This is a genomic window from Ureibacillus sp. FSL E2-3493 (assembly GCF_038077515.1).
In the GTDB taxonomy this organism is placed as follows: domain Bacteria; phylum Bacillota; class Bacilli; order Bacillales_A; family Planococcaceae; genus Ureibacillus; species Ureibacillus halotolerans.
Genome location: NZ_JBBOPK010000001.1, coordinates 2,876,473 through 2,895,000, shown reverse-complemented (window position 1 = coordinate 2,895,000; position 18,528 = coordinate 2,876,473). Strand labels below are relative to the sequence as shown.

The 18,528-nt window shown below is 37.5% G+C and carries 11 protein-coding genes, 16 tRNA genes, 2 rRNA genes and 1 pseudogene (1 of these 30 only partly in view); 28 read left to right on the top strand and 2 right to left on the bottom strand.

The features are described 5' to 3' along the window. The 19 genes from MHH69_RS14995 to MHH69_RS14905 all read left to right on the top strand — a co-directional run. Positions 1-1,962: ribosomal RNA gene (locus MHH69_RS14995) — 23S ribosomal RNA — on the top strand (it extends 956 nt beyond the left edge of the window). A 127-nt stretch (positions 1,963-2,089) separates the two neighbouring features. Further along, positions 2,090-2,205: ribosomal RNA gene (gene rrf / locus MHH69_RS14990) — 5S ribosomal RNA — on the top strand. 14 nt (positions 2,206-2,219) lie between these two features. Then, a tRNA-Asn gene (locus MHH69_RS14985) sits at positions 2,220-2,294 on the top strand. An 8-nt stretch (positions 2,295-2,302) separates the two neighbouring features. Then, positions 2,303-2,394, top strand: a tRNA-Ser gene (locus MHH69_RS14980). Between the two features lie 15 nt (positions 2,395-2,409). Next, positions 2,410-2,484, top strand: a tRNA-Glu gene (locus MHH69_RS14975). A gap of 22 nt (positions 2,485-2,506) precedes the next feature. Continuing rightward, positions 2,507-2,582: transfer RNA gene (locus MHH69_RS14970), tRNA-Val, on the top strand. A gap of 45 nt (positions 2,583-2,627) precedes the next feature. Then, positions 2,628-2,704: transfer RNA gene (locus tag MHH69_RS14965), tRNA-Met, on the top strand. A 3-nt stretch (positions 2,705-2,707) separates the two neighbouring features. Beyond that, a tRNA-Asp gene (locus MHH69_RS14960) sits at positions 2,708-2,783 on the top strand. 16 nt (positions 2,784-2,799) lie between these two features. Continuing rightward, positions 2,800-2,875: transfer RNA gene (locus tag MHH69_RS14955), tRNA-Phe, on the top strand. Positions 2,876-2,887: 12 nt separating this feature from the next. Next, positions 2,888-2,963, top strand: a tRNA-Thr gene (locus MHH69_RS14950). Positions 2,964-2,969: 6 nt separating this feature from the next. Then, positions 2,970-3,053 (top strand) — tRNA-Tyr (locus MHH69_RS14945). 12 nt (positions 3,054-3,065) lie between these two features. Beyond that, positions 3,066-3,139, top strand: a tRNA-Trp gene (locus MHH69_RS14940). Positions 3,140-3,167: 28 nt separating this feature from the next. Further along, positions 3,168-3,243, top strand: a tRNA-His gene (locus MHH69_RS14935). A gap of 44 nt (positions 3,244-3,287) precedes the next feature. After that, positions 3,288-3,363 (top strand) — tRNA-His (locus tag MHH69_RS14930). A 34-nt stretch (positions 3,364-3,397) separates the two neighbouring features. Continuing rightward, a tRNA-Gln gene (locus MHH69_RS14925) sits at positions 3,398-3,472 on the top strand. A gap of 4 nt (positions 3,473-3,476) precedes the next feature. After that, positions 3,477-3,551 (top strand) — tRNA-Gly (locus MHH69_RS14920). A 9-nt stretch (positions 3,552-3,560) separates the two neighbouring features. Next, positions 3,561-3,634 (top strand) — tRNA-Cys (locus tag MHH69_RS14915). A gap of 47 nt (positions 3,635-3,681) precedes the next feature. Beyond that, positions 3,682-3,764 (top strand) — tRNA-Leu (locus MHH69_RS14910). 251 nt (positions 3,765-4,015) lie between these two features. Further along, complete coding sequence (locus MHH69_RS14905; RefSeq protein ID WP_341362634.1) at positions 4,016-4,453, top strand: YxiJ family protein; 438 nt, start codon at positions 4,016-4,018, stop codon at positions 4,451-4,453. Positions 4,454-4,730: 277 nt separating this feature from the next. Here MHH69_RS14905 and MHH69_RS14900 read toward each other — a convergent pair whose 3' ends face one another. Continuing rightward, entirely contained in the window at positions 4,731-5,267 is a 537-nt protein-coding gene (locus tag MHH69_RS14900; RefSeq protein ID WP_122972881.1) for an MFS transporter, read from the bottom strand. Beyond that, entirely contained in the window at positions 5,264-6,694 is a 1,431-nt protein-coding gene (locus MHH69_RS14895) for an FAD-binding oxidoreductase (protein ID WP_341362984.1), read from the bottom strand. The genes MHH69_RS14900 and MHH69_RS14895 overlap by 4 nt, the downstream gene beginning before the upstream one ends. A gap of 243 nt (positions 6,695-6,937) precedes the next feature. Between MHH69_RS14895 and hpaB the strand changes: the two genes are divergently transcribed. The 9 genes and pseudogenes from hpaB (at position 6,938) to MHH69_RS14845 (ending at position 18,362) form a co-directional block, all read left to right on the top strand. Beyond that, complete coding sequence (gene hpaB / locus MHH69_RS14890) at positions 6,938-8,386, top strand: 4-hydroxyphenylacetate 3-monooxygenase, oxygenase component (RefSeq protein ID WP_122972883.1); 1,449 nt, start codon at positions 6,938-6,940, stop codon at positions 8,384-8,386. A gap of 203 nt (positions 8,387-8,589) precedes the next feature. After that, positions 8,590-9,150, top strand: coding sequence for a DUF6241 domain-containing protein (locus tag MHH69_RS14885; protein ID WP_122972884.1), 561 nt, complete (start codon positions 8,590-8,592; stop codon positions 9,148-9,150). Between the two features lie 125 nt (positions 9,151-9,275). Further along, positions 9,276-9,812, top strand: a complete 537-nt coding sequence (locus MHH69_RS14880; RefSeq protein ID WP_122972885.1) for an RDD family protein — start codon at positions 9,276-9,278, stop codon at positions 9,810-9,812. Between the two features lie 164 nt (positions 9,813-9,976). Next, entirely contained in the window at positions 9,977-10,654 is a 678-nt protein-coding gene (locus MHH69_RS14875) for a linear amide C-N hydrolase (RefSeq protein WP_341362633.1), read from the top strand. A 293-nt stretch (positions 10,655-10,947) separates the two neighbouring features. Further along, positions 10,948-12,050 (top strand): annotated as a pseudogene (locus MHH69_RS14865) (GerAB/ArcD/ProY family transporter). A gap of 2 nt (positions 12,051-12,052) precedes the next feature. Next, positions 12,053-13,594, top strand: coding sequence for a spore germination protein (locus tag MHH69_RS14860; protein ID WP_341362631.1), 1,542 nt, complete (start codon positions 12,053-12,055; stop codon positions 13,592-13,594). A 4-nt stretch (positions 13,595-13,598) separates the two neighbouring features. Continuing rightward, complete coding sequence (locus MHH69_RS14855; protein WP_122972888.1) at positions 13,599-14,765, top strand: Ger(x)C family spore germination protein; 1,167 nt, start codon at positions 13,599-13,601, stop codon at positions 14,763-14,765. Beyond that, the gene (locus tag MHH69_RS14850) at positions 14,765-14,971 is read left to right on the top strand and encodes a hypothetical protein (protein ID WP_341362630.1); all 207 of its coding nucleotides are present in this window, start codon (positions 14,765-14,767) and stop codon (positions 14,969-14,971) included. Before MHH69_RS14855 ends, MHH69_RS14850 begins: the two co-directional genes overlap by 1 nt. Positions 14,972-15,152: 181 nt before the next feature. After that, entirely contained in the window at positions 15,153-18,362 is a 3,210-nt protein-coding gene (locus tag MHH69_RS14845; protein ID WP_341362629.1) for a DEAD/DEAH box helicase, read from the top strand. The last annotated feature ends 166 nt before the right edge of the window (positions 18,363-18,528 follow it).

Sequence of the window (18,528 nt, the reverse complement as noted above, 5' to 3'; positions counted from 1 at the left end):
CAAACTCCGAATGCCAGATATTTATACACGGGAGTCAGACTGCGAGTGATAAGATCCGTAGTCAAAAGGGAAACAGCCCAGACCACCAGCTAAGGTCCCAAAGTAATCGTTAAGTGGAAAAGGATGTGGCGTTGCTTAGACAACCAGGATGTTGGCTTAGAAGCAGCCATCATTTAAAGAGTGCGTAATAGCTCACTGGTCGAGTGACGCTGCGCCGAAAATGTATCGGGGCTAAACGATTCACCGAAGCTGTGGATGGACATCTTTGATGTCCGTGGTAGGAGAGCGTTCTAAGGGCGTTGAAGTCAGACCGGAAGGACTGGTGGAGCGCTTAGAAGTGAGAATGCCGGTATGAGTAGCGAAAGATGGGTGAGAATCCCATCCACCGTATGACTAAGGTTTCCTGAGGAAGGCTCGTCCGCTCAGGGTTAGTCGGGACCTAAGTCGAGGCCGATAGGCGTAGACGATGGACAACAGGTTGATATTCCTGTACCACCTCCCCGCCGTTTGAGTAATGGGGGGACGCAGTAGGATAAGGTAAGCGCGCTGTTGGATATGCGCGCCCAAGCAGTAAGGCGTGGAAGTAGGCAAATCCGCTTCCTAATACGCCAAGCTGTGATGGGGAGCTCTTATGAGCGAAGTACCTGATTTCACGCTGCCAAGAAAAGCCTCTAGCGAGGCGGGAGGTGCCCGTACCGCAAACCGACACAGGTAGTCGAGGAGAGAATCCTAAGGTGTGCGAGAGAACTCTCGTTAAGGAACTCGGCAAAATGACCCCGTAACTTCGGGAGAAGGGGTGCTCTCGTGAGAGAGCCGCAGTGAATAGGCCCAGGCGACTGTTTAGCAAAAACACAGGTCTCTGCAAAACCGTAAGGTGACGTATAGGGGCTGACGCCTGCCCGGTGCTGGAAGGTTAAGAGGAGGGGTTAGCGTAAGCGAAGCTCTGAATTGAAGCCCCAGTAAACGGCGGCCGTAACTATAACGGTCCTAAGGTAGCGAAATTCCTTGTCGGGTAAGTTCCGACCCGCACGAAAGGCGTAACGATCTGGGCACTGTCTCAACGAGAGACTCGGTGAAATTATAGTACCTGTGAAGATGCAGGTTACCCGCGACAGGACGGAAAGACCCCGTGGAGCTTTACTGTAGCCTGATATTGAATTTTGGCACAACTTGTACAGGATAGGTAGGAGCCAGAGAACTCGGAGCGCCAGCTTCGAGGGAGGCGTCGGTGGGATACTACCCTGGTTGTGTTGAAATTCTAACCCATACCCCTTAGCGGGGTAGGAGACAGTGTCAGGTGGACAGTTTGACTGGGGCGGTCGCCTCCTAAAAGGTAACGGAGGCGCCCAAAGGTTCCCTCAGAATGGTTGGAAATCATTCGTAGAGTGTAAAGGCACAAGGGAGCTTGACTGCGAGACCTACAAGTCGAGCAGGGTCGAAAGACGGGCTTAGTGATCCGGTGGTTCCGCATGGAAGGGCCATCGCTCAACGGATAAAAGCTACCCCGGGGATAACAGGCTTATCTCCCCCAAGAGTCCACATCGACGGGGAGGTTTGGCACCTCGATGTCGGCTCATCGCATCCTGGGGCTGTAGTCGGTCCCAAGGGTTGGGCTGTTCGCCCATTAAAGCGGTACGCGAGCTGGGTTCAGAACGTCGTGAGACAGTTCGGTCCCTATCCGTCGTGGGCGTAGGAAATTTGAGAGGAGCTGTCCTTAGTACGAGAGGACCGGGATGGACACACCGCTGGTGTACCAGTTGTCTTGCCAAAGGCATCGCTGGGTAGCTATGTGTGGACGGGATAAGTGCTGAAAGCATCTAAGCATGAAGCCCCCCTCAAGATGAGATTTCCCATTACGCAAGTAAGTAAGATCCCTCAAAGACGATGAGGTAGATAGGTTCGAGGTGGAAGTGTGGTGACACATGGAGCTGACGAATACTAATCGATCGAGGACTTAACCAAATCTTGAATGCATTCAATGTCTTTATCCAGTTTTGAAAGAATAATAAATTTGAAGCAAAAAAATATAAAAAAAGTATTGTAATTGCTTTCAAATATGGTATAATAATACTTGTCTTTCGGTTTTAAGTCTAGTGATGATGGCAAAGAGGTCACACCCGTTCCCATACCGAACACGGAAGTTAAGCTCTTTAGCGCCGATGGTAGTTGGGGGCTTCCCCCTGCGAGAGTAGGACGTTGCTAGGCGGCTATCTAAATATTCCGAAGTAGCTCAGTGGTAGAGCAACCGGCTGTTAACCGGTTGGTCGTAGGTTCGAGTCCTACCTTCGGAGCCATACTTCTTGGAGAGTTGTCCGAGAGGCCGAAGGAGCACGATTGGAAATCGTGTAGGCGGGTAACACTGTCTCAAGGGTTCAAATCCCTTACTCTCCGCCATATTACTTATTGATTGGCCCGTTGGTCAAGTGGTTAAGACACCGCCCTTTCACGGCGGTAACACGGGTTCGAATCCCGTACGGGTCACCATTTGAATTTTATAAATCCAGTTGGAGGATTAGCTCAGCTGGGAGAGCACCTGCCTTACAAGCAGGGGGTCGGCGGTTCGAGCCCGTCATCCTCCACCATATTTAATTTATGGTATAATGAAAGTAACAAAATAATAATATTATCGCGGGGTGGAGCAGTTCGGTAGCTCGTCGGGCTCATAACCCGAAGGTCACAGGTTCAAATCCTGTCCCCGCAACCAAATGGTCCCGTGGTGTAGCGGTTAACATGCCTGCCTGTCACGCAGGAGATCGCCGGTTCGATCCCGGTCGGGACCGCCATTTTAAATAAAAACATGGGTCAGTAGCTCAGTTGGTAGAGCATTAGATTGAAGCTCTAAGTGTCGGCGGTTCGATTCCGTCCTGACCCACCATGTAGATATGTTGCCGGTGTAGCTCAATTGGTAGAGCAACTGACTTGTAATCAGTAGGTTGAGGGTTCAAGTCCTTTCGCCGGCACCATTCTTCGGAGGGGTAGCGAAGTGGCTAAACGCGGCGGACTGTAAATCCGCTCCTTCGGGTTCGGCGGTTCGAATCCGTCCCCCTCCACCATTTCAAAAAAATAGGGGCATAGTTCAACGGTAGAATAGAGGTCTCCAAAACCTTTGGTGTGGGTTCGATTCCTACTGCCCCTGCCAATTTTTTAATTTAAAACTAGTTATTACGGCGATTGTGGCGAAGTGGTTAACGCACCGGATTGTGGTTCCGGCATTCGTGGGTTCGATTCCCATCAGTCGCCCCATTCTAAGTTTTAAAATAAAGAAATTGAACATAAATATAATTATGGCGATTGTGGCGAAGTGGTTAACGCACCGGATTGTGGTTCCGGCATTCGTGGGTTCGATTCCCATCAGTCGCCCCATATAAACTTAGAATTACTATCTACATTATATTTTTGGGGTATAGCCAAGCGGTAAGGCAACGGATTTTGATTCCGTCATGCCCAGGTTCGAATCCTGGTACCCCAGCCATTTTGCGGAAGTAGTTCAGCGGTAGAACACCACCTTGCCAAGGTGGGGGTCGCGGGTTCGAACCCCGTCTTCCGCTCCAAAAAGTTATGGCGGCATAGCCAAGTGGTAAGGCACGGGTCTGCAACACCCTTATCACCGGTTCGAATCCGGTTGCCGCCTCCAAAATTTTAATCGGTATGACCGATCTTTTTTTTATCTTTTTTTAATATGCCGGTGTGGCGGAATTGGCAGACGCGCACGACTCAAAATCGTGTTCCATCACGGAGTGTCGGTTCGACCCCGACCACCGGTATCATACTGCTACTGAGAAAGCAGTAAAAGTAACGTTTCTTACATTATGTAAGAAACGTTTTTTATTTGTTTTAAAAAGGCTTCCGAGCAAAATATCGTGTACATAAAATTGTGTGTGTACCTTGTCTTTAAACACTTGGAAATCGGGAAGAGGTAAGGCATAAATCCTTTTCTCTTAAGTAAACCGATAAATATGATCTAGACGTAATTTCAAATAAAAATAACAAGTTTTACTCCTTAATGAAGGAAGGCTTGTCTTATAATGAAAATATGCAGCTTTTAGAGGAGATAGTTGAAAAGCTTAAAGAGATAGGATGGGAAGACATGCAAAGTGATTTATTGAGTAAACTAGAAATTCTTTACCATACAGAATTATCGAATGGATTCCCATACGAAGATATTGAACTAATTGAAAAAGATTTCGTGGGTATTATCGATGAAGAGAATTGGTTGGCTGCTGATTTTAATGAATTTTGTATGTTTATTGCGGGAAGTTCTACTTATGTACTAGCAAATAAGAAAATTCCTAAATATCAAAGGCAAATTCTACATAAAGACTTTTTTTCACTTTACCCGAACTATTACTTTTTAAAAGATTCATTAGCTAATTATTCAAACTTTCATAGAGAACTTATCAGTTTTGAAAAAACAAGAGAATTGTTACTTACAATTATTAATAAAAATAGATAAGTTATTTTAGTTAAAAGAATTATTTTAAAAAGAAATGAAGAATACGGTAAAGGTAAGCTTCTAGGAAAAAGGATTTTCTATACGAAGGTTTTACAATCCCTTATTTATGTTGAAATCGATTTATTTGTCTTTTATCCTTTTTATTTTCTAAGCATTATACCAATGGTTTAAAGGTCCAGACTCTCTAGCACGTCTTAAAATTATATCCTATCAAGAGTATTCGGAAAGACCCAAACCATTAGTATAATCCTTGTGAACGATGAAAATTAGAACTGTTTCAAATCCTCTCCCGCTTAATAATGACGAAAGAGGCTATGATATAAACAAAAGAAATTAAATAGAATAGACTTGCAATGGTTAAGAAATCAATTAAGTAACCAGTAAGAATAATCCCTAAACCGCTCCACAATGAAATCTGTAAATGGTATTTACCAATTCGTTCACCTGCAGTTTCATTATCATTATTTCTAGCCAAAAAGGCTTTTTCTGTATTTTTTTGAATTGCACCGAGGATTCCCATCATGATCTGTATCATATAAACTTGCCATACCTCGTACAGAAGTGGTATAAGCAACATTACGGCAGCCGTGCCTAGTGTGTAAATAAGTAGCATTTTCTTATCACCATACCTATCACCTAGTCGGCCGATGATTGGATAGGTAAGCGCTGCGGTTAAAGTAAACAATCCATAGGCCCAACCAAATTGAGAGTAGCTATCTCCAACATTTTTAATCAATAATAAATAAAATGGAAAGACTACACTACTTGCTGCAATTAGAATGCTTTGGGCAATTAAAAACTTACGGAAATTCATTGACTGTACTCCTTGTAAAATAGATTCATAAATAATTCATTCATGTCAAACTGTTTCTTTTGTTCGAAAAACTCTTTGTTCTTCGGATAGGCTTCATCCATTTGCGCTTGGGTAGGATAAGAATAGTAAGGCAAATAGTAGGAGCCATCGTGTTGTAAGGTAACATCAATCATTTTCTGGATAACCTTATTGGTTTTTTCAATTTCCTTTTTGCTTTTACCTTGGTTAATTAGTAAAACAAGTGCAAACATATCTTCTTTTGCATAGGATAATACCGCCTCATTATCTTCATTTACATAACGAACCGTAATATTTAATAGATTTAGTTCTTCTTTTTCAAGCATTGACCGTAAATCATCTAGATACATAGAGAACTCATCAATTGGGACAAAGTATTCTTGTAAAATTTCAGTTTTGCTTGGGTTGTCATACTCCATAAATTTACTGTCCCCTCGCATCGCATTGTTACGTGTAATGTAGTTCCCATCTTGGCCAACATATAACTTGTTTTGCATATCCCAAAGTAGGTTCTTTCCCCAATCACTGTAACGTGAAAGTCCAAGCATGAATTTTTGAGGTGCAGCAAGTGTATCTCTTTTTAACTCAGAGTAATTGGCTAAGTTATTTTGATTTTCAGCTAATTCATAATCCGTGACATACATATCACGTAGAAATGAATCTGGAGCTACGGATAATCTAGCAATGTGCATTCGGATATTTTCATTATTTTTGACATCATGAATGAAATAATCAGGATAATCCTGATAATCGATTGATCTTGAACGAATTTGATAGAGTTCGTCATCGGTTAAATGCATTGTGACATCTAAAATGATACCAAATAGACCATAACCCCCTATTACTAGAGGGAAAAGGTTACTATTTTCTGTTCGACTGACATTGATAATATCTCCTTGAGGAGTAAGGAGTCGGAAAGATTCAACAGTATCAATAAGCGAACCATATCGAATATCTCTCCCATGGGCATTGACACTTATAGATCCTCCAACCGTAAAAATATTTTGTGATTGCATTACACGAATCGCAAGGTGATCAGGATTAATTTTCTGTTGAATATCTTCCCATGTAGTCCCACTTTGAACTGTAATCATTTTCTCATGAGGGTTATAGTCAAGGATTTTATTATATTTCTTCATATCGATCACTACACCGTTAGGATAGTATGTTTGTCCTCCCTGACTATGTTGCATGCCAGCAACAGAAATTTTCTCATTGTTATTAATCGATTCCTTTACCAAACTTTGCAGTTCTGCTTCACTTGTCGCACTATGTATTTCTTTTACCTTCGTAGGTAGTAACTGACCGACATCCTCAATGAAAATGGGCTTGTGATTATATAGCCAAAGAGAAAGTATTAATCCAATTCCGTATAGTGTACTAACGATTACAATACTTTTTTTCAAAATAACTCTCCTTAAATTCATGGTAATTACTGTTAGTTTGATTAGGTTAAGTATAGCTTTAAAGACTTTACCCTACAATTGCCAATTTTTAATTCGATAGTTAAAAATAAATTTCTTCCTTTTCCCAAGTACTAAACCGCTTTTTTTACAATAAGATATAAATAAATGTTTTGTTTCATATAATAGAAAGCCTTTTACAGAATAAATGTTTTATGGAATGTCATCAAATTTAAGGAGTGTTAAAGTATGGGTGCTGTTAATGGAAAGGATTTTATTAACAGACTGAATCAGCTAAAACCGGAGATTTGGTATGACGGTGAAAAAGTTGAAGGATTACTATCAGAGCATCCCGCCTTCAAAGGTATTATCCAAACAAAAGCGGCTCTCTATGATTTACAGCATGATCCGAAAATAAAAGATGAAATGACGTATACCTCCCCTACATCAGGTAACCCTGTAGGCCTTTCTTTTTTACAACCGAAAACAAAAGAGGATTTAATAAGAAGAAGAAAGATGTTTGAACATTGGGCACGACATACGGGAGGGATTATGGGGAGAAGCCCCGACTATTTAAATACAGTATTAATGAGTTTTGCCTCATCTGTTTCCCTTTTAAAAAATAAAAGTAACAGTTTTCCAAATAATCTCCAAGCGTTTTATGAATTAGCGCGGGAAAATGACTTATCGTTAGCCCATACATTTGTTGCACCGCAAGTGAATCGTTCTCAAATTTATATTGAAAATTCAGAGGAACCAATTGCAGCGAAGGTTATTGGTAAAAATGAAGAAGGCATCATTATTAAAGGGGCCCGGGTTCTAGCAACACAAGGTGGCTTAACTGATGAGTTATTAGTTTTTAGTGTCGGGAAATTTTTGTTTAACGAAGATGAAGCATTTGCTTTTTCGATTCCATCGAATACAAAAGGTTTAAAGTTTATTTGTAGAGATACATTTATTGGTGGTCAATCTGCTTTTGATCATCCATTAAGTTCACGATATGAGGAAATGGACTCCATTGTAGTCTTTGATAATGTATTAGTTCCATGGAATCGAGTATTTTACTATAACAATGACGAAGTAGCTGAAGACTTTATCATTAAAAGTTCCTTTCATCCATTTGCCAAGCATCAAGTAATGGTTAGACAAATTGTAAAATTGGAATTCATTTTGGGTGTTGCGGAGTTATTAATCGAAACGATTAATGTTAGTGAATATCAACATATTCATGAGAAAATGTCAGAAATCATCATTGGACTCGAGACAATGAGAGCGTTACTTGAAAAGGCTGAAAATCACGCTTCATTAGATGAATGGGGATATATGCGTCCTGATATTAATACGCTAATGGTAGCCGGAAATCTATTTCCGAAAATTTACTCCCGATTTACTGAAATTATTCAACAAATCGGTGCAAGTGGCATGATTACTTTACCGACGGAAAAAGCATTCCATTCGACGATTAGAACGGATTTAGATCGGTATTTACAAGGGGCAACAAAGCCAGCGGAGGAACGGGTTAAAATATTCCGCTTAGCCTGGGATTTAACAATGAGCTCCTTTGGAACAAGGCAAACTCAATACGAACGGTATTTTTTTGGTGATCCGATTCGATTATCAAGTGAGTTGTATAACGCCTATCCAAAATCAGAATATGTAAAGGTTATAAGCAACTTTTTAAAAAATCATATGAATTAATCCTTCTATTAATAAATGAGAATAATAGAATTACATGGAACATAGATATTTATAATATGAAATTTTATCATTCCCATTTATGAGCCCAATCAGAATAAATAAACTTGAATTTCTTATCCAAAATATTAAAATTAATTTAATTATACGGATAATTTATTCTTAACATTTTACAGTTTAATGGGGGAAGAAAGGTGTTTTAAACAATGACGAAAAAAGATTTTCTTATCTCTTTTGTCGTTGCGACTTTTGTAGTAGTAGTAGGGGGATTAGGTTTTATTTATTGGGTTTCAAAAGGAGAAGCTCAAGTAAATACGAAGACTGTTAAGGATGAGGTTATTCAAAAATCCGTTGATACAGCCCTTTCTACAGATACAGAAGGAAAAACGAACCTGGAAAAAGAAGCAGCCATGGGTGGTTTCCTCGATGAAAAGGTATTCCAACAAATGTTGCATGAAATGTCCCATCAAAAAGTCCATGCATCCCAAAAGTGGGGATTTATCGAAATGAAAGAGTCAACCATTAATGCCTTATTAAAAATGTTAGAAAACGGAAATTATGAAAATGAAAATTTGTATCGTGAAATTTTAACTGAATGGAAAGAAGGAAATTTTAAAAACGCAGTAGAGCATCACAACGCCATTTGGAAATTGCAAGGCGGTTCTATTGGGATGGCAACCCGTTTATTAACGGAGGAAGAAGAACAGAAATATTTAGAAGGTTTTCAAGATACTAAGTTTGTTGAAGAGAGTGGAAGCGGCGATTAATTCGCCGTTTTTTCTATATAAATACTAATTTCTTTTTACTTTCCTAATCTCCTTGCAATCTGAAACTTATCCGTTATAATCACATAAGAATGACGTTATAACGTTTATTTCCTGGGGGTAAATGAATGGGAAAAAGAGTATTAGCTTATTTCATCGATACGTTAGTAATAATAATCGCAAGTCTTATATTTTCCTTTGGGACAATGGCAGTATTAGGAATTGTCGCATTACTTTTACTACCTTTTTCTTATGATGCGAACGGTGAAATCCTCAATACGATTTTATTGGTAGTATATTGTCTCTTTTTGATTCCTTTTTACATTCTAACGATAATACCATCTATCGGCATCAACCTGACGTTCAAAAAAACGGTAGGCTATAAAATAGTAGGTTTAAAAGTTAATAGTGACAGATGGTTTAAATTATTTATGAGATGGTTTTTAAGAACTGGTATTATACCATTATTCTTTTTTGTATATATCTGTAATTTAATGTATGACAGTAATTTTGATAGTTATTCTTATATAAAGATTTGTATTACCTTTTACGTAATATACATCGTTTTCAACAACATTTTTGTACTCTTTCCAAAGAAGAAAAAGCCTTTCATCGATTCACTATTGAACATTGAGGTAGAAATGGATAACCGAAAACTAAGTTAAAAGACAGCAATATAATAAAGCATTTAAATTATTAGTAGTATTGAATAATAATTTAAGCGCTTTTTAATTTTAACAAGAATTTAGAGGACAAAGGTAAAAAATTAAGAGGATTTATCCATTAAACTATTGAACTATTTAAGAAAAAAGAAAGTATGGGATTATAAATGTGTACAAGCTTTGTAATTTATTCAAGTAATACTTTTATTGGGATGAATTTTGATATTTCCAAAAGGCCAATAAAAATTGTATTAAAAGGGGATAACCAGTTTGTCGTATTACAACAGGAAGACGGCCAATTTCTACCGGCATTTGGCGTAAATCGTAACGGAACTTTTGTCAATTTATTAATGGTTCAACCGAATGAAGAAGGAAAATATCGAAGGGGAAAAAATTGCGTTCATATCATGAGATTATTTGAAGAAGTTTTAGCAGAGAAAACCGATGTCTCCCAATTAAAGGATTATTTAAATGAAAAAACGATTGTTAACGTTCCGAATTATAGTGTTCATAGTTTAATTGCTGGGAAAAAGCAAAATTCATATATTGTAGAACCGGGAAGAGAAAACTTAGATATCGATTCAGTAAAAGAAAATTTTATGGTCTTAACGAACTTTCCTTTATCGGAAAATAAATCTAAAAATTACGAGGAAGTAGAAGGTTTTGGTAGTGATCGGTATAAAAAGGCTTATAACTTATTATTAAAAAATAAAGATTATTTTAATGACACAATCGGCTTTTCAATTCTTAAAGAGACAATTCAACAAGATGGAGATTATCCTACCCAATTTTCCATGATTTCGGTTCCAGAAGAAAATGCCGTATATTTTTACTTTAAATGGTGAGTTTCATAAAATATTTAAATTTTCATTTATGGATAAAGTGATACGAACAGACAAAGGTTTTCATCATAAAAACGAAATGCCCTTATCGACAAAGGGCGTACTACTTTCCGAACTTGAAAGTTGGTAAAGTTGATAAACATTTGAAAACGCGATTTATACAAGACCATCCATTATGGTCTTTTTCTTTTTGCCCAAAAACTGTCTGAAATTACCTTCTTAATGGATGATTAAAGGGAAAATGGAATGTCTATAACTAGTATAGTTTAAACTTCCAAGAGTATTGAGGTGTCTACATGGAAAAGACCTATATAACCAAGATACAAGCCTTAATGCTAGGGATATCAAGTATTACCGTGACGGGTCACCTGTTGTTTATTCCTGTCATTATTGACCATGCTGGTCGAGATAGTTGGATTTCTCTTTTATTAGCTATTTTTCCAGCCATACTAATTGGTTTTACTGTTGCTCTATTATCCCAACGATACCCAGGACGTTCTATGGTTGAATATTGTCAATTGATTTTAGGGAAATGGTTAGGAAGTTTAGTTGTCATTATATTTTTAGTGTACTTCCTACATGAAATCAGTTTATCCATTAGAGGGTTTGGTGAATTTTATACATCGGCAGTAACGCCAAGAACACCGATTGCCGTTTTTTTATTGCGATTTTAATCCTTGCTGCCTATGCGGTACATTGTGGGCTTGAAGTTATTTCGAGAACAAATCAGGCTATCCTCGTCATTTTAATTCCAATTGTAATATTTGCTACCATTCTTACTCAAAAGGATAAAGATTATCTGAACTTTCTTCCGATTTTAGAAAATTCCATAGGACCAGCTCTAGATGGAACATTGGCACTAACTTCACTATATAGCTCTATTTTTGTTTTAAGTATGATTTTTCCTTATGTGAATAACACAAAGCGATTAAAAAGATACTCCATTGTTACAATGATTATTCTTGTAATCATGTTTATTGGTCCTATAACGGGAGTAGTTGCGATTTATGGGGAAGAAAGGGCAAAAGGTCTCTATTTTCCTACATTTTTGACTTTAAGGGATATTGAAATAGGCGCATTGCAAAGATTGGACATATTGGGCATTTTACTATGGTCCCTTGGTTCCTTCGCAAAAGTTGCCCTTTTTCTATATGCGATAGTGCTAGGAATAGCCCAATTGTTTAAGCTAAAAGATTACAAAATTTTAGTTATTCCTGTTGGAGCACTAGTCTCCATTATTTCGCTTATAAATGGAGAGGATCTTAATGGAATATTTCGCTTTTTAGAAAATTACTATCCTTTTTATTCGACTTTTGTCGGCTTAATATTACCTCTTTTGTTATTGATTATTAGTCAGTTTAGGAAGAAACCAGGTGTAAAGAAAAGAAGGGCGGAATAGAGATGTCTAGAAATGACAAAGAGAACGAACAATCATCGTCTGAACATTCTAAAGAACCTGAGGAAAATAAAGTTGTATTATATGATTTAGCCGAGAATATTAAACGATATAAAGATGTATTTGGAGAAGACTCGGATTTATCAGTAAGATACATGCAACATGAAAATCTAAAAATGGCCATTTTATTTATCGACAGCTTAGTTGAAAAAGAAATTATGGACCAACATGTCATTCATGTTTTAAATAATCAATTAAACGATATAGTATCTGCTGACGAAGAAATCATCTTATCGACAAGTAAGACTAAGAAAATAACGAAACATAAAGAAGTGTTAGAACATTTGCTGCAAGGCTATTCCATTATTTTGTTTGATGGATATCCTATTGCCTATGCAGCAGAAACAGCTGGTGGAGATCGAAGACCTGTTACAGAATCTTCTGTTGAAACAGTCGTACGTGGACCTAGGGAAAGCTTTAATGAATCTATTATGACAAATATCGGATTAATCCGCAGAAGAGTCCATACACCTCATTTACAAATATACAAAAAAGAACTTGGAAAAGAGAGTAAAACTTCTGTAGCGGTACTTTATATAAAAGGGATAGCAAAAGACAATATTGTCGAAGAAGTAATTTCCCGTATTGATAATATTAGTATCGATGCGGTTTTAGATTCCCTTTATATTGAAGAGTTAATTGAAGATCCACAAAGATATTCTCCCTTTCCAACCATTTTCAACTCCGAAAGACCAGATCGAATTTCGGCAGGTTTACTTGAAGGTAGAATAGCAATTATCGTTGATGGAACACCTGTAGTTTTACTCGTTCCCGCGACTATTGGCCTTTTCTTAACTTCCAATGAGGATTACTATCAGCGATATGATATTTCTAGTTTGATGAAAATATTGAGGGGAGGAGCTTTTGTCCTTTCCATTATTTTACCGGGCTTATATGTCGCTTTACTTACGTATCATCAAGAGATGATACCGACACCGCTGTTAATTGCAGTTACAGGACAGCGCGAAGGGGTACCTTTTGGAATTGCGATTGAAGTTGCCATCATGGAAATTACCTTTGAGATTTTACGGGAGGCGGGGATTCGATTACCTAAAACGGTCGGTGCCGCTATTTCTATTGTCGGTGGTTTAGTTTTAGGACAAGCCGCTGTAGATGCAGGTCTTGTCGGTCAAGGTACCGTTATTGTTGTTGCCCTGACGGCGATTAGTTCCTTTACAACTCCTTCGTATAATATAGCGATTACCGCCAGAATGATAAGATTTATATTATTAATTTTATCTTCATTTTTAGGAGCATTCGGTTTAATTTTCGGATTGATTTTCCTATTAATTCATTTAAATTCTTTACGTTCATTTAGCGTTCCTTATTTAGCTCCTATCGTTCCATTCCATAAAGGCGATTGGAAAGATTTATTTATTAGAGTGCCATGGAGCCATATGAAAGAAAGACCAGAGGAAATATCAAATAATAACAAAAATAGGATGGAAAGTTCAAAAGTAGACCGTCATCTAAATAGGAGAAATTAGTAATATGAATTTCAAAAATTGTTTCTTACTCATGATTCTTGTCATTTTTTTAAGTGGATGTTGGGATCAAAAGGAATTAAATGAGATTGCTGTCGTGATGGGTGTAGGAATTGATAAAGTAGAGGAAGGATATAAAATAACTGCCCAAGTCATTAAACCACCACCTAAAGAAAATGGGGCAACAGGTGGTTCTGAGTTGCCGACTTGGAGTGTAACGGCTACAGGAAAATCGGTTATGGGGACAATTCGTAATTTAAACGAATTGTCACCTCGCCGTCTGTACTGGGCACATTTACAAATCATCATTTTTGGTGATGCAATGGCAAGGGAAGGAATCACACCCGCTACAACATGGTTTGAGAGGGATAGGGATAGCCGAGCAGGCGCACTAATTACCGTAACACCTGGTACAGCTGAGGACTTATTAAACAGTAAAATTGAATTAGGCGGTGTTCCAGCAAAATCAATGGCTGATCTCATCGATGGTTCAGAAATGAGAGGTATTAATGCCTTAGATGTTCAATTAAGGGATTTAATGTCGATTCTCTCTACTCCGGGTATAGAATTGACACTAGATGTCATTCGACCGAAGGAAATTAGAGGGCAAGTTGAAACGTTTGAAGTCGATGGAGTAGCCGTTTTCGATCAAGGGAAATTACAAGGATATATTTATGGACCGGAAACGACAGGAACACAAATTATGAATAGCAAACTAAATTATACGATTATTGAAGGAAAGTGTCCTAAAGGTGGAGTTGATGAAGTTTTTGCTTTTCAAATTACTGATTTTCAAAGTAAAGCAAAACCTAAACTTAATGGGAATACGATTACGATGAATGTAGATGTAACACTGGAAGGAAATTTACTAGACCAGACTTGTAGTATTGATTTACTGCAACCGGAACAAACAAAATTAGTTGAAAAGGAAATTACCGACTTTATAAAAAAGAATCTAGAAGGTGAATTTCGAATTGCTAAGGAAATGAATTCAGATATATACGGGGTTGGAAGAGACCTTAGAAGGTACTACCCCGACTATTGGGCGAAAATTAGTGATTCATCGAATTACTTAGATCAAGTGAAATTTGATATAAAAGTGGAATCTGAAGTAAGAAGATCTGGATTGATTATTGATACAACACAAGAAAAAACTAAGGAAGTGAGTGATTAATGAACACTTTCTTATTAATTCTTTTATTTGCTGCGATTTCTTTTTTAGATTATCGGCATTTGATGCGAACGAAGGATAAGAAAGGTTTTATCGTTTATACAAGCATCCTTGCTCTTGCTTTTGTTATTACCCAATTACACTTACTCGGATTTAAAGTTCCCGGTTTAAATAAATTTGTTACATTTATCGTTAATTTGTTTATTTAAGGTTTACAGTTTCTATAACAACTATCAAACGTTTCTTACTCCATGTAGGAAACGTTTTTTATATTCCTCAAAAATATCTTGTTACTTCATGGAATTCACAACCCTCGATAGGTATTTCAATTAATGTTAAAATGTTAAGAAAGAAAGAAGAACCCTTTAATAGGAAAGGAGCGGGGAAAGCATGAACATAAAACTAAATCAAAAGATGATAAAAGAAATGTGTGGTACCGTCTCCTTTAAAAGAGGGGACTCTTTTTATCGTAGTGGGAAAGTAACATTTGAACATATAAGCGAAAATGATTGTGAAGCAACTGTTCATGGGACGGAAGATTTTCATGTCTTCGTTAAAAATGATGTAACTGGCGAGATTCGAACGGATTGTAGCTGCCCAAAATTACCGAACTTTAAGCATTGCTGTCAACATGTTGCAGCTGTTTTAATCGCACTCAATGAACGAAAAAAGCAAAGATTGAACCTTCCAGACAACCAAGGAAAACCTTTTAATGCTCAAGGAATAACAGAAGACTTTATAACACTTTTCAAGGAAAGAACAATACGGACAAGTGGTCATCAACGACATTTTGAAAAAAGGGAAGTATTGGAGCTAGTATTTAAACTTCAACGAATTTCAATGAAAATGGATGAAAATTTAATTGGAATTGAAGTGGAGATTAATCAAGTAAAAGTAGAAAACATTCGAGATTTTTTACGGGATGTCAAAATGGGAAAGGTAAGTACGATATCGAATGAGTTTAAGTATAATCCTAGCTTATCCTGCTTTTTAAAAGAGCCGGATGTCATTCTCCAACAACTTATTCAAGTCGTCGATGATGAAAGTGCTTTCTTAGAAGCATTACCAAATCACGCTAACTATAACGTTCAAAATGAAGTATTATTAATTCCACCATCTACATGGTCTGGACTTATTCCATTACTAATGAATACACCCTTTGTGAAGTTTGTCAGTGAAGATGTTCTTGTGGACTTACGTATTGTTAACGGGCCTTCCTCTATTCAGTTTACATTAGAGGAAAATGAAAGGAACGGTTATCGATTAGTGATAAAAGGTTTTGAACATATAACATTCTTTAATTCCTATCATTCTGTATTAAATAATGGAGTTTTCTTTCAATTGGAAGGTTCAGATTGTGAGCGGCTATTTGAACTATATCAAATGTTGAAAAATTCTAGTGAAAAATTTATCCCGATTCATGAAGATCAAATTGATTTTTTTCTTAAAAAAATTGTACCTAGTTTGAAAAAACTTGGCGATGTCCAATTGTCTAACGGATTAACTCAAAAGTTCATGAAGACACCTCTCATTGCGAAACTTTATTTAGATCGTTTGAAAAATCGTTTACTTGCAGGGCTAGAATTTCATTACGAAAACGTTGTTATTCAACCATTAGAAAATCGTGATAGTCCAATTGGGCCGATGATTGTCAGAGATGTAGAAAAAGAAGGAGAAATCCTTCAAATAATGGAGGAGAGCGGTTTTGCGATTACAGAAGGCGGATATTTTATGCAAAATGAACAGTTGGAATATGAATTTTTATATCATATTCTTCCTACGCTAAATTCCCTTGCGCAAATTTATATTACTTCAGCTGTCCGAACTCGAATTGTCCGTGATCATAGATTCCCGAAAATCCGGGTGAAAGTTCAAAAGGAACGAACAGATTGGTTAGAATTTAAGTTTGAAATGGACGGTATCAATGACAAAGAAATTAAAGAAATTTTAGCCGCCCTTGAAGTAAAGCAAAAGTATTATCGCCTATCCAATGGCTCCCTTTTATCCCTTGAAACTAAAGAAATGGAAGAGATACGCCGGTTTTTAAATGCAGCACCGATTCAAGATGAACAATGGGAAACGACATTGAATATGCCTATAATGGATGGCCTTCCATTCCTTGATCTAATAGAAGAAAGCGAACTGTTTACTGCAGAAGAGTCCTTTCGCCAATTTGTCGATCAGCTACTCCATCCATCATCATTACATTTTGAAGTACCTTCTAGCTTGAAGGATCAGTTAAGGGATTATCAAAAAAACGGATTTAAATGGATGAAGGCATTGGCCCATTACGGTTTTGGTGGCGTATTAGCAGATGATATGGGGCTAGGAAAGACAATTCAAAGTATAGCGTTCATTGTTTCTGAGCTTTCAAAAATACGACAAAAGAAACTACCTATTTTAATCCTTTGTCCATCCTCTTTAACATATAACTGGTTCCATGAGCTTTTAACATTTGCACCTGAAGTTCAAGCGATGGTGATGGACGGAAATAAAGCGGAACGAATGAAATTGCAACAAGAGGCACAAAACTTTGATGTGCTGATAACGTCCTACCCGTTACTTCGTCATGACCGGAAATGGTATGAAGAGCAATCTTTTCATACAATCTTTTTTGATGAGGCACAATTTTTTAAAAATCCAGCAACCCAAACGGCTCGTACCGTGAAAAAGCTAAAGGCGAATCACAAATTTGGACTTACAGGAACACCAGTGGAAAATTCATTAGAAGATCTATGGTCTATCTATCATGTTATTTTCCCACAATTATTTAAAGGGTTAGAGGAATATAGTCATCTTTCTAGAAAATCAATTGCAAGAAGAGTTCGCCCATTCTTACTCCGCCGTATAAAACAAGACGTATTAGCCGAGTTACCTAAAAAACAAGAAGCGATGGAAATATCAGACCTACTTCCTGAGCAAAAGAAGCTTTATACAGCATATTTAGCAAAGCTAAGACACGATACATTAAAGCATCTGGATAAAGATACGTTACAAAAAAATCGTATTCGTATTTTAGCTGGTTTAACTAGATTACGCCAAATTTGTTGCCACCCTGCCTTATTTGTTGACGGGTATAAAGGAAGTTCTGCAAAATTTGAGCAATTGTTACACATTCTCGAGGAGTCGAAATTATCGGGAAGAAGAGTATTGATCTTCTCCCAATTTACGAAAATGCTCGAGTTAATAGGTAGGGAGCTTACGGTACGCGGCCAAACCTTTTTCTATCTTGATGGACAAACACCTTCTGAAGAAAGAGTAGAACTTTGTCATCGTTTCAATGAAGGAGAACGGGATTTATTTCTCATTTCATTAAAAGCCGGTGGGACGGGATTAAACTTGGCAGGAGCAGATACTGTCATTTTATATGATCTTTGGTGGAATCCAGCGGTAGAACAACAGGCGATGGACCGTGCCCATCGTATGGGGCAAAAAAATATTGTACAAGTCATAAAACTTGTTGCCAGGGGCACGATTGAAGAAAAAATGAACGAACTCCAAGAAAAAAAGCGAAGTCTCATTTCGGATATTTTGGAGACGGAAGAAAAAGTCTTAACTTCCTTGACAGAAGAAGATATTCGCGAAATTTTAAATATATAAGGAAGGCACATCAATAGTGATGTGCCTTTTAAATTATGCTTTTTAAATATAGATAGGTTAAAAGGGCTATAAATTTCGTAAGTTTCGAGTTAGATTATTAGGTCTTATTTCTAAAATTTATAGATAAAAAGTATTGATTTTCAATGCGAAATAATTGTATACAATT

Excerpts from the sequence above, each read along its gene's own strand:
- MHH69_RS14845 (WP_341362629.1), top strand. The coding sequence starts at position 15,153 with ATGAACATAAAACTAAATCAAAAGATGATAAAAGAAATGTGTGGTACC.
- MHH69_RS14900 (WP_122972881.1), bottom strand. The coding sequence starts at position 5,267 with ATGAATTTCCGTAAGTTTTTAATTGCCCAAAGCATTCTAATTGCAGCA.
- hpaB (WP_122972883.1), top strand. The coding sequence starts at position 6,938 with ATGGGTGCTGTTAATGGAAAGGATTTTATTAACAGACTGAATCAGCTA.
- MHH69_RS14850 (WP_341362630.1), top strand. The coding sequence starts at position 14,765 with ATGAACACTTTCTTATTAATTCTTTTATTTGCTGCGATTTCTTTTTTA.
- MHH69_RS14880 (WP_122972885.1), top strand. The coding sequence starts at position 9,276 with ATGGGAAAAAGAGTATTAGCTTATTTCATCGATACGTTAGTAATAATA.
- MHH69_RS14860 (WP_341362631.1), top strand. The coding sequence starts at position 12,053 with ATGTCTAGAAATGACAAAGAGAACGAACAATCATCGTCTGAACATTCT.
- MHH69_RS14875 (WP_341362633.1), top strand. The coding sequence starts at position 9,977 with ATGTGTACAAGCTTTGTAATTTATTCAAGTAATACTTTTATTGGGATG.
- MHH69_RS14885 (WP_122972884.1), top strand. The coding sequence starts at position 8,590 with ATGACGAAAAAAGATTTTCTTATCTCTTTTGTCGTTGCGACTTTTGTA.
- MHH69_RS14855 (WP_122972888.1), top strand. The coding sequence starts at position 13,599 with ATGAATTTCAAAAATTGTTTCTTACTCATGATTCTTGTCATTTTTTTA.